The 15270-nt window shown below is 48.8% G+C and carries 11 protein-coding genes and 4 pseudogenes; 10 read left to right on the forward strand and 5 right to left on the reverse strand.

The annotated features are described in order from the left end of the window. Positions 1–95: 95 nt before the first annotated feature. The 3 genes from QSJ10_RS03520 (at position 96) to QSJ10_RS03530 (ending at position 2840) form a co-directional block, all read left to right on the forward strand. Positions 96–653 (forward strand): DUF6431 domain-containing protein, encoded by a 558-nt coding sequence (locus tag QSJ10_RS03520; protein ID WP_033017092.1) that lies wholly within the window; start codon positions 96–98, stop codon positions 651–653. A gap of 140 nt (positions 654–793) precedes the next feature. Continuing rightward, positions 794–2047: an IS481 family transposase gene (locus tag QSJ10_RS03525; protein WP_289493456.1), complete on the forward strand. Its 1254-nt coding sequence runs from the start codon at positions 794–796 to the stop codon at positions 2045–2047. Then, positions 2040–2840, forward strand: coding sequence for an ExeA family protein (locus QSJ10_RS03530; protein ID WP_289492947.1), 801 nt, complete (start codon positions 2040–2042; stop codon positions 2838–2840). The genes QSJ10_RS03525 and QSJ10_RS03530 overlap by 8 nt, the downstream gene beginning before the upstream one ends. A gap of 203 nt (positions 2841–3043) precedes the next feature. Here QSJ10_RS03530 and QSJ10_RS03535 read toward each other — a convergent pair. Next, positions 3044–3319: pseudogene (locus QSJ10_RS03535) on the reverse strand (DUF4277 domain-containing protein); the annotation flags it as partial. Positions 3320–3765: 446 nt separating this feature from the next. Between QSJ10_RS03535 and QSJ10_RS03540 the strand changes: the two are divergent. Beyond that, positions 3766–4902 carry an IS110-like element ISGka2 family transposase gene (locus QSJ10_RS03540; RefSeq protein WP_064213609.1) on the forward strand — a complete coding sequence of 379 codons (1137 nt, stop codon included), beginning with the start codon at positions 3766–3768 and terminating at the stop codon, positions 4900–4902. A 144-nt stretch (positions 4903–5046) separates the two neighbouring features. On the opposite strand, the pseudogene QSJ10_RS03545 reads toward QSJ10_RS03540, so the two are convergent. After that, a pseudogene (locus QSJ10_RS03545) lies at positions 5047–6083 on the reverse strand (ISL3 family transposase); the annotation flags it as partial. 150 nt (positions 6084–6233) lie between these two features. Here QSJ10_RS03545 and QSJ10_RS03550 point away from each other — a divergent pair. Next, positions 6234–6547 (forward strand): annotated as a pseudogene (locus tag QSJ10_RS03550) (transposase); the annotation flags it as partial. Between the two features lie 54 nt (positions 6548–6601). On the opposite strand, the gene istB reads toward QSJ10_RS03550, so the two are convergent. Next, entirely contained in the window at positions 6602–7357 is a 756-nt protein-coding gene (gene istB / locus QSJ10_RS03555; protein ID WP_047817696.1) for an IS21-like element IS5376 family helper ATPase IstB, read from the reverse strand. After that, positions 7354–8556 carry an IS21-like element IS5376 family transposase gene (istA, locus tag QSJ10_RS03560; protein ID WP_053532453.1) on the reverse strand — a complete coding sequence of 401 codons (1203 nt, stop codon included), beginning with the start codon at positions 8554–8556 and terminating at the stop codon, positions 7354–7356. Before istA ends, istB begins: the two co-directional genes overlap by 4 nt. A 106-nt stretch (positions 8557–8662) precedes the next feature. Between istA and QSJ10_RS03565 the strand changes: the two are divergent. After that, positions 8663–9499, forward strand: a pseudogene (locus QSJ10_RS03565) (IS3 family transposase); the annotation flags it as partial. A gap of 404 nt (positions 9500–9903) precedes the next feature. Next, positions 9904–10917: an alcohol dehydrogenase AdhP gene (gene adhP / locus QSJ10_RS03570; RefSeq protein ID WP_033015595.1), complete on the forward strand. Its 1014-nt coding sequence runs from the start codon at positions 9904–9906 to the stop codon at positions 10915–10917. Between the two features lie 264 nt (positions 10918–11181). On the opposite strand, the gene QSJ10_RS03575 is transcribed toward adhP, so the two are convergent. Then, positions 11182–11868, reverse strand: coding sequence for a Crp/Fnr family transcriptional regulator (locus QSJ10_RS03575; RefSeq protein ID WP_053532538.1), 687 nt, complete (start codon positions 11866–11868; stop codon positions 11182–11184). Positions 11869–12192: 324 nt separating this feature from the next. Here QSJ10_RS03575 and argC point away from each other — a divergent pair, with 324 nt between their 5' ends. Genes argC through argB form a run of 3 tightly spaced genes read left to right on the forward strand, consistent with a single transcriptional unit; the run spans position 12193 to position 15269 of the window. Further along, positions 12193–13227, forward strand: a complete 1035-nt coding sequence (gene argC, locus QSJ10_RS03580) for an N-acetyl-gamma-glutamyl-phosphate reductase (RefSeq protein WP_033015599.1) — start codon at positions 12193–12195, stop codon at positions 13225–13227. 17 nt (positions 13228–13244) lie between these two features. Continuing rightward, positions 13245–14477, forward strand: a complete 1233-nt coding sequence (argJ, locus tag QSJ10_RS03585) for a bifunctional ornithine acetyltransferase/N-acetylglutamate synthase (protein ID WP_033015602.1) — start codon at positions 13245–13247, stop codon at positions 14475–14477. A 12-nt stretch (positions 14478–14489) separates the two neighbouring features. Continuing rightward, complete coding sequence (argB, locus tag QSJ10_RS03590) at positions 14490–15269, forward strand: acetylglutamate kinase (protein WP_049624661.1); 780 nt, start codon at positions 14490–14492, stop codon at positions 15267–15269. The last annotated feature ends 1 nt before the right edge of the window (position 15270 follow it).

A 15270-nucleotide genomic window follows, 5' to 3' on the forward strand; every position in this document is an offset into this window, starting at 1 on the left:
AAAGCCCTCTCCCCTTTTCTGAAAGAATGTGCTAAATTTTTTGTGAATTATTTCGGAAGAGAAAATCCATCGGTTCATAGGAGGGGGAGGAGGACGTGATTCAATTTCATGACTTTGGCATTGACGTCCAAACGTATGCAGAGCGTGGAAAAGAAAACGACTTCCCTCTTCTGAAAAAGTGTCCGCATTGCCGGGCCAAGCGCCCGTTGCACCGCCACGGTTACGATGAGCGAAACGCATTGACCCCACATGGTGATGATCGCATTTGGATTGTCCGGTATCGCTGTCGGGAATGCTTGAAGACGGTGAGTGTGCTGCCTTCCTTTCTCCTCCCGTATTTTCAGTATACGTTGTCCGCCATATGGCAAGTCGTGAAAGAGCAGTTGGGATTGACCGAGGGGACGAACCGGGCTCCGTTTCTCCCGACAAAGGACGGCATCATCTTTTATGTCCGACGGTTCTGCCGAAACCTATCAAGCCTTCACAGCTTTTTTGCGAGGCGGTGGAGGATCATAGGCCCTATCGTGAAAAAAGAAAAGGAACGGGCTTCCTGGTGGATCCGGACGTTGGAGAAACACGGTCTTGATTCGGTCATCAGAGACATGTGGAAGGACGGATTCCGACACCCTTTTGCGAATCAAATGGGATCCTGATTTTACATACATATCCTAAATTGGAAATAGTTGAGGTTCCCACAACCCTTTCCTATCGACGGAGAAAAAGCGATCCGGTACGATAAGGGCAGACGGACCGGAACGGTCCTGATTCCAAGTGAGACAAGGAGGAGATTCGAATGGATGAGTCGATGAGACACGACATTGCCCTGTTTCGGTACGGGCTAATCGCTCCGTTGGTGAATGGGCAGGTGGAACCGAAGACGTATCTGAAAGAGGTGAGCGAGCGAGTGCACCATGTTCCCCACCAGGGCGACAAACGAATCGCAGCCAAGACGATCCTCGATTGGTGCACCCGATACAAAAAAGGGGGCTTTGACGCCTTAAAGCCGAAGCGCCGTTCGGACCGCGGCCACTCAAGGCGTCTGTCGCCCGATGATGAGGATCATATTTTAGCCCTAAGAAAAGAACATCCCACCATGCCCGTGACGGTGTTCTACGAACACCTGATCGAGCAGGGGGAAATCCCAGAAAATCATACCTCTTACTTTACTATATACCGATTGTTGAAAAAACACAACCTGGTGGGAAAAGAAATCTTGCCGATGCCGGAGCGAAAGCGTTTTGCGTATGACCAGATCAATGAGCTATGGCAAGGGGACTTATCCCATGGACCCACGATTCGCGTCCATGGGAAAGCCCAGAAAACGTTTTTGATCGCGTATATCGATGACTGCTCGCGGTTAGTGCCATATGCCCAATTTTTCCCTTCGGAGAAGTTTGACGGGCTGCGGATCGTCACGAAGGAAGCGGTGCTTCGTTGCGGGAAGCCGAAGCGCATTTACTCGGACAACGGGAAAATTTATCGGTCCGAGGTGCTACAGTATGCGTGCGCCGAGATGGGGATTACGCTCATCCACACCCAGCCGTATGATCCGCAAAGCAAAGGGAAAATCGAACGGTTCTTCCGCACCGTACAGACACGGTTTTATCCACTGTTGGAGCTGAATCCGCCGAAATCGCTTGACGAGTTGAACGAGCGTTTTTGGAAGTGGCTTGAAGAGGAGTATCATCGAAAACCGCACGCCTCACTGGACGGAAAAACGCCGCATGAGGTGTTTCAATCGCAAGTGCATCTCGTGTCGTTCATCGAAGATGGCGATTGGCTGGATGCGATTTTTCTGAAACGGGAGCACCGCAAGGTGAAAGCCGATGGCACGATCACCCTGAATAAACAGCTATACGAAGTGCCGCCTCGGTTCATTGGGCAATCGATTGAGCTCCGCTATGACGAACGAGGCGTCTATGTGTACGAAGATGGCAAACGGGTGGCGGAGGCCGTTCGGGTGCGTTTGGAGGACAACGCCTATGTAAAACGCCATCGGTCCCCTTTTGCGGCGATTCCGGCGAAGGAGGGAGAACACGGTGTATAAATCGTTTTACTCCCTTTCGCGGGAGCCGTTTGCGAAAGAAACAGACCCGTCCGAGGCGTATCAAGGGGCGTCATTTCAGGAAGCGTTGCGGGCGCTGGAGTACGTGAAACGAACCCGGGGGATCGGGCTGTTGATCGGAGAGCCGGGGGCGGGCAAGACGTTCGCCCTTCGGGCGCTGAAAGAGTCATTGAATCCATCATTGTATCATGTCGTCTACTTTCCGTTATCCACCGGAGGCGTGATGGATTTTTACCGTGGACTGGCCTTGGGATTAGGAGAGGAACCGAAGTATCGCAAGGTAGATCTCTTCCGCCAAATCCAGCAGGCGATCGAGCGATTGTATCATGAACGACGGATCACGCCGGTGTTCATTTTGGACGAGATGCATTTGGCCAAGGATGCCTTTTTACAAGACATCGCCATCTTGTTCAACTTTGAGATGGATTCGACCAACCCATTTGTCTTGATGTTGGCCGGGCTGCCCCATTTACAGGGGAAGCTGCGGCTCAATCAGCACCGCCCTCTCGACCAGCGGATCATCATGCGATACCGGATGGGGCCGCTGGAGAAGGAAGAGGTGGCGGGCTACATCGAACATCGGATGAAACAGGCCGGGGCGAAGCATCCGATCTTCACCCCATCGGCGTTAGAGGCGATTGCCCTGCAGTCGCGGGGATGGCCTCGGGTGATCAACACGTTGGCCACGACGTGCCTGTTATACGGGTATCAGCTGAAAAAGGACGCCATTGACGAAGAAGTGGTGCGCATGGCCGCAGAGGAAATGGGGTATTAGCACGAAAGGGGCCGAATCGGCCTCTTTTGTGCTTTCTCTTTTCCATAGGTCCATCAGGCGCGCTGGAAATCTTCATCTGAAAGAGCGTGCAAACGTTCCGAAAGAATGTGCAAAATCCGGAACAATCCGCAAAAATTTTGCACATTATTTCCGAATCCGCCTGAAATAATTTGAAAAAGGGATTCTGAAATAATGTGCTAGTTTACAGCATCGTCGTTCAACCAGGAAGGATGGAGATCGGGACGGATGAGTTTCTCACAATCGACCTCCTGAGCCCAATGTTCCAAGTGAACAAGGGCTTGCCGGCCGTCAAACACATTGTAGAGGATGGCCTGAACGGCATCGCTGACTCGCGTTTGGCACTGCGGATCGACGGGCACGAGATGGTCAATCAATTGAGGCAGACCCAGTTTCTTGAATAGGGCACTTATTATATTCAAATAAGAATTGCGATAGACCTTTTTGACTTGAACGTTCATAAGAGAAAAACTCCTTTACGTTCCTTGTGTGTCAAGGATTCATTCGACATCGGAACGAAAAAATCCTCCCGATTTTCGTCGAGAGGGTGCGAAATGTGAGTTATAACGACTCCCGGGTTCTAAATTTTTAATCTCTAATATTTTAGGCTTCCACCACTGAATTCCAGATGGAAAAGATCCATGGGCAATGGTTTGCCCTCCACCCAGGGATGAAAATCCCCCTTTTCTTCCCATAATGAAGAATAGGCGCAAACAGTTTAACAGGACGTTATGCTTAATGGTGGCTTAGACCCTGTACGGAAAAGTGTTTGAATCCACTGGGTGCACCACCCATTGTCCGCCCTTTCCCGATGCACAGGAAAGGTGACGACGAACGGAAAACTGCCGCATTTCTCCCGTGGATTCACTGTTTGCGCACTCGATCATCGAAAAGGAGGATTTTCATCATGGATGTCATCTATCCTCGCTGCGCAGGATTGGATGTTCATGCCGAAACCATCGTCGCCTGCGCGCTATGGGAAGAAGATGGACACATTCAAAAGGACATTCAAACCTTCTCCACGTTCTCGAAGGGACTTGGCGACCTGCTTGAGTGGCTCGAAGAACATGGGGTCACCCATGTCGCCATGGAATCCACCGGCGTGTATTGGAAACCGGTCTTCGCCTTCCTCGAGGGCTATGTCGACTTGACACTGGCCAATCCGCAGCGGATCAAAAATGTCCCGGGAAGAAAAACCGATGTCTCGGACGCCGAGTGGATCGCCAAGCTGCTCCGCCATGGACTCGTTGAAAAAAGTTTCGTCCCCCCAGCGGATATTCGCGAATTGCGGGATTTTACCCGCCTCCGCAAAAAGTGGGTCGGACAGCTGACTTCGGAGAAAAACCGGATTCAAAAAGTGCTCGAGTCTTCCAATGTCAAACTCGGCTCGGTCCTCTCCGATCTCTTCGGCGTTTCCGGAAAAGACATCCTCGCCCGGCTGCTCGAGAAGGGATACGTGGACAAGGACGAGTTGGATGAATGCCTGCGCGGCAGGCTCAAAAAGAAAAAGCAAGCGGTGTACGATTCGCTGCTCGGCACCTTGACCGAACACGAGCTCCGTCTCCTTCGCCTCTTGTGGAAACACGTTGAGGAATTGGAGCGGCTCATCGAAGAAGTCGACCAACACATCGACCGCCTGCTCGAGCCGTATCGCGAGGAAGTGAACCTGCTGATGACCATGCCCGGAGTGAAAAAACAAACCGCCGCCGTCATCATAGCCGAGATGGGAACCGACATGAGCGTCTTTGAAACGCCGGAACGGGCGGCTTCATGGACTGGATTGTCCCCCGGCAACCATGAAAGCGCCGGAAAGCGAAAGAGCACGCGCACGACAAAAGGCAATCCCCATCTCCGATCGGCGTTATGCGAGGCGGCATGGTCAGCAGCTCGATCCAAGACGCATCCCTTGTCCCGAAAGTTTTGGTCGTTGGCGGCCCGGTGCGGGAAGAAAAAAGCCCTCATCGCCATTGCTCGGCGGATGTTGGTGATCATCTTTTGCATGATCTCCCGCAAAGAGCCGTTCCGCCAACCACAACTTATTTAGTCTAGCCAAAAGGCAGACAGGTTATACGAGATGCCTAAAATCGGGCACCTCTGCTTTCCTATTGCCTTTTTTGGCCATTTTCAGTATACCCTCACGGATCAGGAGCGTATACCGCACTCACCAAGTGGTGGGGATTTTCACGGAAAAGTAGGAAAGAATCGGCTCCTTCCACCTTTCAAGCGTGTTGGCTGCTTCCTGAAAAGAAGCAAAAGGGCTCTGTTTAGCTAACTGAATCCATTCTTCCAAGCGTTCCTTTGCTTCGTTATATCCATCGGTTCGGTAAAAATCCCGAAACAACTCTTTCAGATAATAAGCAATGGAGAGTACCGGATACTCCTCCAAGATATCGTCTAATCGAAACCGTTGGTCCTTACGAAGCTTTTCACAGCCTTTTAAGAGAAGATATCGAGCCTTTTTCAATGGAGAAAATTCCTTTCTTGCTTGATCCAAGGCTTGTGTCACTTTTTGAACCACATGGTACTTATCGATGACAATCGAAGCAGATGGAAACAGGGCGCGAACCGCCTTATGATAAGGTTCCCACATGTCAAGAATCACCGTTTGGACCATTTCTTTCGACAGGATATTTTGGCTCAACAAGTTGATGGCGGAGTCACATTGGCGATCGGCATGCATTCCCATGACCGATCCGGCTTTGGCATCCATCAATACGGTTTCATACTGATGTCCCTTTTTTACCGCGATTTCATCTAAGCTAAGCACCATTCTTTCTTGAGAAGATGCTTCTATCGCTGTTTGACGCTCTTTTGCTTTTTTCGATGCGATGGAGTAATAAATGCGTTCCAATGTTGTATATGGAATACGGTGCTTTCGGCTAACCTCTTGAATGGTGGAGCCTTCGCAAAGTTCATACAAGTGCTCACAAAATCGACTAGTGTAATGTTGATTGGGTTCAATCGATTCCAAAGAGGGGGAAAACACTTGGGAACAATTCCGGCACCGATAGCGCTTTACCTTGACGAACAAGTACACCGGCTGATGGAAAATCGCCAAATCCCGTACTTTTCTTGTCCGTTTGTCGTGGACAGAGGAAGTGGCAAATCCACAATGAGGGCAGCGCTCCTGGGTCTCTGTTTTCTCTACATGAATCGCATAACCATAGGAATGAAGTTCTTGTTTATCACTTTCAATTCTGGCAATCCTAGTGATATAGAAAGCACTTACGAGACCTCCCTAATGTTTATTTCACCGCTAACATTATTGCCAGGATCTCGTCAGTGCTTTCTCTTTTTTGTCACTAAATCACAAAATTTGGTGATGAACCAGTTTTTGAATATTTGACTAAAATGCTAATGAAAGGATGTGTCCTTATGGGTAACCAAAATATTGGTATAAAATTCAATGAAGACTTCAAAAAAATGGTGGTAGATCTTTACGGTACTGGAAGGAAAGTTAAGGACTTAAGCAGCGAATATGGCGTATCTGAAGTAACGATTTACAAATGGATCAAAAGATATTCTCCAGTAAAATTGGAAGATGGAACTTCTGTGGCGGCTGATGATATAACCAAGTTACAAAAGCAGATCCGCCGTCTCCAAGAAGAAAACGAAATTTTAAAAAAGGCTATGGCCATATTCGCGAGAAAGTAAGTACCACTGAGATAACTACCTTTATTGAATGTCAAGGCCGATTATTTTTTCCCCAAAATCGCCGGTTTAAAATTCCCCAGAAGGACCTTTCATTGATCCTTCTGTTTTTCTTCTTGGAGCCTCTTTTCCCGTAATCGATAGCTTTCCCCCTTTAGGTTGAAAATGATGGAATGATGCAGTAATCGATCTAACATCGCTGTCGCCAAAACCGAGTCTCCCACGATTTCTCCCCATTCCCCAAAGCTTTTGTTGGAGGTGAGGATAATCGGGGCATGCTCGTACCGCCGGGCGATCACTTGAAATAAGTAATGAGCGCTGTTCGGGTCCAGTTTTAGATACCCCATTTCATCAATAATGAGAACGGTTGGCTTCACAAAGACACGAAGCTTTTTCTCCAACTTTCCTTCCTGGTCGGCTCTTCTTAACTGATTGACCAAATCGTGAGCGGTAATAAAATACGTTTTATATCCTCTTGCGATCGCCTCCATTCCAATCGAAATTGCCAGATGTGTCTTCCCAATACCCGGTGGACCGAGAAAGAGGATATTTTCTTTCCGGTCAATAAAGGACAACGTAAGCAGTTCTCGAATCCGGCGCTCATCCACCGAAGGCTGCGCGGTAAAATCAAACGTATCGATCGTCTTGCGATACGGCAGTTTGGACAGCTTGATGAGCGTTTGGATCGATCGTGCCTGTTTTTCGACGATTTCTGCCTCTAATAAGCGGAATAAAAACTCTGAATATGATATATTATGAGTAGAGGCGTATTCTGCCATGGCGGACCATCGTTCCGCCATGACAGGCAAATGGAGTCGGTGGCAATACTCGTGTATTCGTTCTTTCATGAGCTTTCCCCTCGCAGGAATGCGTCATAAACGGACAATGGACGAGTATCCACTTCCACCGAAACAGGCGAAATGGTGGCGGCCATTTCCGTTTGTTTCTTTTTTATTTTTTCGGCGAATGAAATCACTTTTTTCTGTTGGTCCACGTGAGAAATCTCCTCCCCTCGAAAGTACAATCGAATATCTCCATTTAATCGCTCCTTCACCAGAATTTCTTTGCCCGCATACTCCGCCGATAAGAGCCATTGTTCCCCTTTGTAGGAGAAACTGCCATCCCAATGCACCTTCCGATAGGAAAGATAGCTCGTATCGTAATCTTTCAACGGAAGAGGCTTGAGTGACTCCTCGGCCCAACGCTCTTGCGGAGAAATACCGGTAGTGGCGTTTGGCTTCCGATTCGCCACTTGATCGAGCCAACGATGGAGAAGGAAATTTAATTCCTCGATGCTTTCAAACGCTGTCCCCACATAGAAGTGATCCATGATATACTGAATGGCTCGTTCGACTTTTCCCTTTGTCTGGGCCCGGTAAGGCCGGCATACTTTTGGAATAAATCCATAGTAACTCGCAAATTCGGAAAATCGTTGATTCCATTTCACCACTCCTTGTTCTCGCCCGTCTGTAACGGTCTTCATATTGTCAAATAACACCTTCTTCGGAACCCCGCCAAAGTACTTGAAGCTCTGAATCAGGCATTCCATTAAGTGTTCCTGATCCTGGCTGGTCGTAAATACCGCGTATTTCATCCGCGAATAGCCTAACGTGGCCACAAATAGCGATAACTTGACTTTTTTCCCTTCGATCACGACCTCCCCAACTTCTTTCCAATCGACTTGCATTTGTTCGCCAGGAAGCGTTTCATAACGAACGGTGTATTTCTTTTTCGCCGTCTCTCGGAAAGGTTTCATATAGTCTTTTAAAATCGTCTTTCCTCCCGTATAGCCCTGTTGTCGAATTTCAAAAAACAACTTTTCGCTATTAAACACCCCATCTTCTAACATTCGTTTTTGAAGATACGGCTTAAATGGATCTAACTTGCTTTTTCTTTGTTTTCGCTTGGATTTGGAAGGAGGATTGGGGGAGTGAATATATTTTCGGACGGTTTTCCGATCGATCCCCAATTCCCTCGCAATATCGGAAATACTCATTCCCCTTTCATACATCTCTTTGATCATAAAAAATTCCCCTCTCGTAATCATGAACCATAGCTCCTCTCGTTGACACTATGGTTCTATTGTAAGTGGGGAATTTTATTCCGGCTATATTGGGGATTTTATCATCGGCTTTAACATGGAAAAACATTCAGATCAATATCCAACCAAAACTCTATGCGATGTATTAGGAATACCTAGAAGTACGTATTATAAATCTCTACAACATGTCGAGTCTAATCGTAACCGGGAAAACAAGGAATTAACCAAAAAAATCATCGAAATCCATACAGAAAGTAAACAGCGCTATGGTGCTCCCAAAATCCATTTCAGCCTTCAAAAAGAAGGATACTCGGTAAGCTTAAAAAGAGTCCAACGCTTAATGAAAGAAGCTGGAATCAAGTCTATTGTATTGAAAAAATACCACCCATATTCGAGTAAGCAACAAGTAGTAGAACGTGAAAATCTATTGGAACAAAATTTTTCGACAAAGTCTATCAACGAAAAATGGATGGCGGATATTACTTATATCCACACTCTTAGAGACGGTTGGTGCTATTTAGCTTCTGTATTGGATTTGCATTCTAAAAAGGTGGTTGGTTACTCCTTCTCACGGACCATAACAACAGATTTAGTGATAAAAGCGTTAGAGAATGCGTACGAAACTCAAGCTCCAGAAGAAGGGCTTATTCTCCATACTGATCTAGGTTCTCAATATACAAGCGAAGAGTTTGCGAAATTCGTTCAATCAAAAGGCATGAAGCAGTCATTCAGTCGTAAAGGTTGCCCATATGATAATGCCTGCATTGAATCCTTTCATGCCATTTTGAAAAAAGAAGAAATCCACCATGTCAAATACTTAGATTTTCAGGAAGCCAAATGGGCTTTATTTCAATACATCGAAGGCTGGTACAACCGGAAAAGAATTCATGGCAGCATTGGTTATAAAACCCCGCAAGAGATAGAAGACAACATTCATCGTACAGCCTAATCACTGTATTAAGATTGTGCACCCGCTTTACATGGAGTGGCGGGCATGATAGCCTTGTTTGGCGATGCTGATGTTGTAACATCTGGCTTCTCGGCAGTAGAATCATGCCCGCAGAGGCTCCATGTCAAGCGTCATCGCTCCCCACTCTTAAAGGGGCAGGAACTTAGTAAAAAATTAACTTTTTTGTGTCCAAAAATTTGACGTAAATCCATTTACACTATATGACTAGAACAGAAACTTTATATGATGTCAACTTCCGAACCAAATTTTTAACTTTTTATCCAAAAATATTTTTCATTTTTTTGAACATTTTATTTGTGATATTTTTCACAAGTTAAATGTATGCTACACTACATATGTACAGATCAAAAAGTCCCTTTTTGCCTAGAAGGAGGATTATAATCATGAAAGCTGCAGTTGTGGAACAATTTAAAAAGCCGTTACAAGTGAAAGAAGTGGAAAAACCTAAGATCTCATACGGGGAAGTATTAGTGCGCATCAAAGCGTGTGGGGTATGCCATACAGACTTGCATGCCGCACATGGCGACTGGCCTGTAAAGCCTAAACTACCTCTCATTCCTGGCCATGAAGGCGTCGGTGTAATTGAAGAAGTAGGTCCTGGGGTAACACATTTAAAAGTTGGAGATCGCGTAGGTATCCCTTGGCTTTATTCGGCGTGCGGTCATTGTGACTATTGCTTAAGCGGACAAGAAACATTATGCGAACGTCAACAAAACGCTGGCTATTCCGTCGATGGTGGTTATGCTGAATATTGCCGTGCTGCAGCCGATTATGTCGTAAAAATTCCTGATAACTTATCGTTTGAAGAAGCCGCTCCAATCTTTTGCGCTGGTGTAACAACATATAAAGCGCTCAAAGTAACAGGCGCAAAACCAGGTGAATGGGTAGCCATTTACGGTATCGGCGGGCTTGGACATGTCGCAGTCCAATACGCAAAGGCGATGGGGTTAAACGTCGTTGCTGTCGATTTAGGTGATGAAAAACTTGAGCTTGCTAAACAACTTGGTGCAGATCTTGTCGTCAATCCGAAACATGATGATGCAGCACAATGGATAAAAGAAAAAGTGGGCGGTGTGCATGCGACTGTCGTCACAGCTGTTTCAAAAGCCGCGTTCGAATCAGCCTACAAATCCATTCGTCGCGGTGGTGCTTGCGTACTCGTCGGATTACCGCCGGAAGAAATACCTATTCCAATTTTCGATACAGTATTAAATGGAGTAAAAATTATTGGTTCTATCGTTGGTACGCGCAAAGACTTACAAGAGGCACTTCAATTTGCAGCAGAAGGAAAAGTAAAAACAATTGTCGAAGTGCAACCGCTTGAAAACATTAACGACGTATTCGATCGTATGTTAAAAGGGCAAATTAACGGCCGCGTCGTGTTAAAAGTAGATTAAAAAGTAGATTAAAAAGAAGGCGTCTGAGGGCGCCTTCTTATTTTACTTCAACGGAAAATACTTGATGATCATGAAGCTCTTCCTTATTTACGTCCCACAAAACGTCCGATACGGTCGATCAGACGGCTCAGGAGGTATAGCATATTACCCGTGGTGCTAGATAAACTCAAACAAGCATAAAAATAGCCCTTGCATGAGGATCCCCTTAAAATGAAAGTGCAACCAACCATTAAAAAGGAGCTCCTTTTTTTCCGCACCCGCCCGTCAGTCAATGCTGCACAGCTCGGGCGGGCAGCCTTCGCAGGCGATTTCGTCACGCAAATATTGCAAGTTGTGGACGCGAATTTTTCCTTTTTGCACGGAGATGACGCCTTTTTTCCGCAAATCGCCGAGCATGCGGTTGACGACTTCACGGGAGGTGCCGCAAAAGTTGGCGAGCTCTTGGTTCGTCAGCGGCACGTCGATCAAAATGCCGTCTTCTTTCATGACGCCGTAGCTGTTGCACAAACGGATGAGCGTTGAATAGAGCGCTCCTTTTTTGCCGTGTAAAATCAAGTCGCGGAATTTCGTCTGCGTTTTGCGGAAATGGAGGCTCATCCATTTCATCAACTCGATCGCCAGCGTCGGATTGTTGGCAAGTTCTTGTTCGAGCGTCTCGCGCTTAATGGCGGAAACGACGCCGTCTTCCAGCACTTTCGCCGTCAGCATGTAGCGGGCGCCAGGGCAAAACAGTGTCAGCTCGCCGATCAAATCGCCCTCGCTGCAAATGCGCAGCGCGAGCTCCTGTCCGTCCATGTCGATTTTGCTGATTTGGATTTTCCCCGATTGGATATAGTAAATATCGTCTGCTTTTTCCCCTTCTTGAAACAAGTACGTTCCCTTCTCAAGGCGAAGATCGCGCCCAAGCGGTGTAAGCCACTTCTGCCATTCACGAGATTCCATCTCGTTCATCCGATCACAACCTTACGTAAAATGTATCGCTATATAAAAGTGTACAGGAAAAAAGAGGGAAGTCAATATAAGGATAGTGGAAAGATTAAAAAACTTGTTGAACATCGGTGGAATCGTTTGTGAAAGTCTTTGCATCCCAAGAACATGAGGGCGATGGAGTCAAGGATGCACCTTGGCTGCCGGGACAAATCGGTATTCGTTTCCCATAGACGGAGGGAGGGGCAAGAAAAAAATCCTTGAAAATTATTAAATATACATTTGATTTTATTTTTATACAGTATTATAATGAGAACTACATGAGGCATACGGGTGAGGGGGAACATGATGAACGTAGCCATTATCGGGGCGACGGGGTACAGCGGCGCGGAGTTGTTCCGCTTGCTATACGGGCATCCGCATGTGAGCCGTTGCGACGTGTTCTCGTCGTCGCAGGACGGGGTTCATGTATCGGAAAGTTTCCCGCACGTCGGTTCGGTCGATGGTGCGGTGTTGCATAAACTTGAAATCGAGGCGCTTTCCCGTTACGATGCGGTCTTTTTCGCCACGCCGCCCGGGGTGTCCGGGGAGTGGGCGCCGGCGCTCGTGGATCGGGGAGTGAAAGTGATCGATTTATCGGGCGCTTTCCGTTTGAAAGACGGAGCGGTGTACGAACAATGGTACGGGCGGCAGACGGCGCCGGCGGAATATTTGCAAAAGGCGGTGTACGGGCTGACCGAGTGGAATCGGGAGGCGGTGCGCGAGGCCGTGCTCCTATCCAACCCGGGCTGTTATCCGACGGCGACGCTGCTTGGCCTGGCGCCGCTTGTCAAAGAAGGATTGATTCAGGAAGATTCGATCATCGTTGACGCCAAGTCCGGCGTATCGGGCGCGGGGCGGAAAGCAGGGCTTGGGACGCATTTTTCCGAAGTGAACGAAAACGTGAAAATTTATAAAGTGAACGTCCATCAGCACATTCCGGAAATTGAGCAAACGCTGCAAACGTGGAATGAAGCGATGGAGCCAATTACGTTCAGCACCCATTTGATTCCGATGACACGGGGTATTATGGCGACGATCTATGCGAAGGCGAAACAATCGATTTCGCCAAACGATTTGGTAGATTTATATAAAACAAGTTATGAAGGTTCGTCGTTTGTCCGTGTTCGCAAGGTCGGGCAATTTCCAGCGACGAAAGAAGTGTACGGATCAAATTATTGCGATATCGGCCTCGCCTACGATGAGCGGACGGGACGGGTGACGGTCGTGTCGGTGATCGACAACTTGATGAAAGGCGCTGCCGGGCAGGCGGTGCAAAACTTCAACTTGATGATGGGTTGGGATGAGGCGGAGGGCCTCCGATCCTTGCCGATCTATCCGTGAGGGAAGGGGAACGAACAATGACAGCAACGAAACAAACGGCGCAAGTAACGGCGGTCGTCGATGGAACAGTGGTTACGCCGAAAGGATTTCAAGCGGCCGGGGTGAGTGCCGGGCTGCGCTATTCGAAAAACGATTTAGGGGTTATTCTATGCGACGTGCCCGCTTCGGCGGCGGCGGTGTATACGCAAAGCCATTTTCAGGCGGCGCCGCTCAAAGTGACGCAGGCGAGCCTCGCTGTAGAACAAAAATTGCAGGCGGTCATCGTCAACAGTGCATGCGCGAACGCCTGCACCGGTGCGCAAGGGCTCAAGGACGCCTATGAAATGCGCGAGTTGTGCGCGAAACAGTTTGGCCTGGCGCTGCACCATGTGGCCGTTGCTTCAACGGGCGTGATCGGGGAATATTTGCCGATGGAAAAAATTCGCGCCGGCATCAAACAGCTTGTTCCAGGGGTGACGATGGCGGATGCGGAGGCGTTTCAAACGGCGATTTTAACGACCGATACGGTGATGAAGCGCGCTTGTTACCAAACAACGATCGACGGGAAAACGGTCACCGTCGGCGGAGCGGCGAAAGGATCGGGGATGATCCATCCGAACATGGCGACGATGCTCGCATTCATCACGACGGATGCCAATGTTTCGTCGCCGGTGCTGCACGCGGCGCTGCGGTCGATTACGGACGTTTCGTTTAACCAAATTACGGTCGACGGCGATACGTCGACAAATGATATGGTCGTCGTGATGGCAAGCGGTCTTGCTGGAAATGATAAGTTGACGCCGGATCATCCGGACTGGGAACACTTTTACGAGGCGCTGCGGAAAACGTGCGAAGATTTGGCGAAGCAAATCGCCAAAGACGGCGAGGGGGCGACGAAGCTCATTGAAGTGCGCGTGCGCGGCGCGAAAACGGATGAGGAAGCGAAAAAAATCGCCAAGCAAATCGTTGGCTCCAACTTAGTGAAAACGGCCGTTTACGGCGCGGACGCCAACTGGGGGCGGATCATCGGCGCGATCGGCTATTCGGATGCCGAAGTGAACCCGGACAACGTCGATGTCGCCATCGGGACGATGGTGATGCTGAAAGGAAGCGAGCCGCAGCCGTTCTCGGAAGAAGAAGCGGCGGCGTATTTGCAACAAGAGACGGTCGTCATTGAGGTCGATTTGCATATAGGCGATGGTGTCGGCGTTGCGTGGGGCTGCGATTTGACATACGATTATGTGAAAATTAACGCCAGCTATCGGACGTAAGGAGAGAAAACGATGGGGAAAACGGTCGTCATCAAATGCGGCGGCAGCGTGCTTGATGAGTTGTCTCCCGCCTTTTTTGCCAGCGTGAACGCAATGCGAAAACAAGGGATGGAGGTCGTCATCGTCCACGGCGGCGGGCCGGAAATCGGACACATGTTAAAAAAATTGTCCGTGCCGAGCGAGTTTGTCAACGGCTTGCGGAAGACGACGAAAGACGTGCTCGCGGTTGTGGAAATGGTGCTCTCCGGCAAAGTGAACAAACAGCTTGTCGCGATGCTCAGGCAGCACGGTTTGCCCGCGGTCGGTGTTTCCGGCGTGGACGGGGGACTGCTTGAAGCAGAACCGATCGACTTGGCCAAACTCGGCTATGTCGGCCGTGTGAAAACCGTTCGTTCCCAGCTGTTGCGCACGCTGCTTGCGGCGGGCTACATCCCGGTCATTTCCCCGCTTGGCATCGACCAAAACGGGCAAACGTACAACATTAACGCTGACACGGCGGCTGGGGCGGTCGCAGCGGCCATCGGCGCCAGCCAGCTCGCGTTTGTGACGAACGTACCCGGCATTTTGCGAGACGGTGCGCTCGTGGCTGAGGCGACGGTGGAAATGATTGAACGACTGATCGAAGACGGCGTCATCACGGGTGGGATGATTCCGAAAGTGAAAGCGGCGCTCTCCGCCCTGTCCGATGCGCTGCCGGAAGTGATGATCGTCAGTGGCAAAACAACGTTTTATCAGAACGGAACATGGTATGGGACAACGATTCGGAAAGAAAACGAAGTGGGGGTCTACTAAA

The organism is Geobacillus stearothermophilus ATCC 12980 (genome assembly GCF_030369615.1).
In the GTDB taxonomy this organism is placed as follows: Bacteria; Bacillota; Bacilli; order Bacillales; family Anoxybacillaceae; genus Geobacillus; species Geobacillus stearothermophilus.

Bases quoted from the DNA above. Each gene is read 5' to 3' on its own strand.
- QSJ10_RS03525 (WP_289493456.1), top strand. From the start codon at position 794: ATGGATGAGTCGATGAGACACGACATTGCCCTGTTTCGGTACGGGCTA.
- QSJ10_RS03540 (WP_064213609.1), top strand. From the start codon at position 3,766: ATGGATGTCATCTATCCTCGCTGCGCAGGATTGGATGTTCATGCCGAA.
- istB (WP_047817696.1), bottom strand. From the start codon at position 7,357: ATGAAAGAACGAATACACGAGTATTGCCACCGACTCCATTTGCCTGTC.
- istA (WP_053532453.1), bottom strand. From the start codon at position 8,556: ATGATTACGAGAGGGGAATTTTTTATGATCAAAGAGATGTATGAAAGG.
- adhP (WP_033015595.1), top strand. From the start codon at position 9,904: ATGAAAGCTGCAGTTGTGGAACAATTTAAAAAGCCGTTACAAGTGAAA.
- QSJ10_RS03575 (WP_053532538.1), bottom strand. From the start codon at position 11,868: ATGAACGAGATGGAATCTCGTGAATGGCAGAAGTGGCTTACACCGCTT.
- argC (WP_033015599.1), top strand. From the start codon at position 12,193: ATGAACGTAGCCATTATCGGGGCGACGGGGTACAGCGGCGCGGAGTTG.
- argJ (WP_033015602.1), top strand. From the start codon at position 13,245: ATGACAGCAACGAAACAAACGGCGCAAGTAACGGCGGTCGTCGATGGA.
- argB (WP_049624661.1), top strand. From the start codon at position 14,490: ATGGGGAAAACGGTCGTCATCAAATGCGGCGGCAGCGTGCTTGATGAG.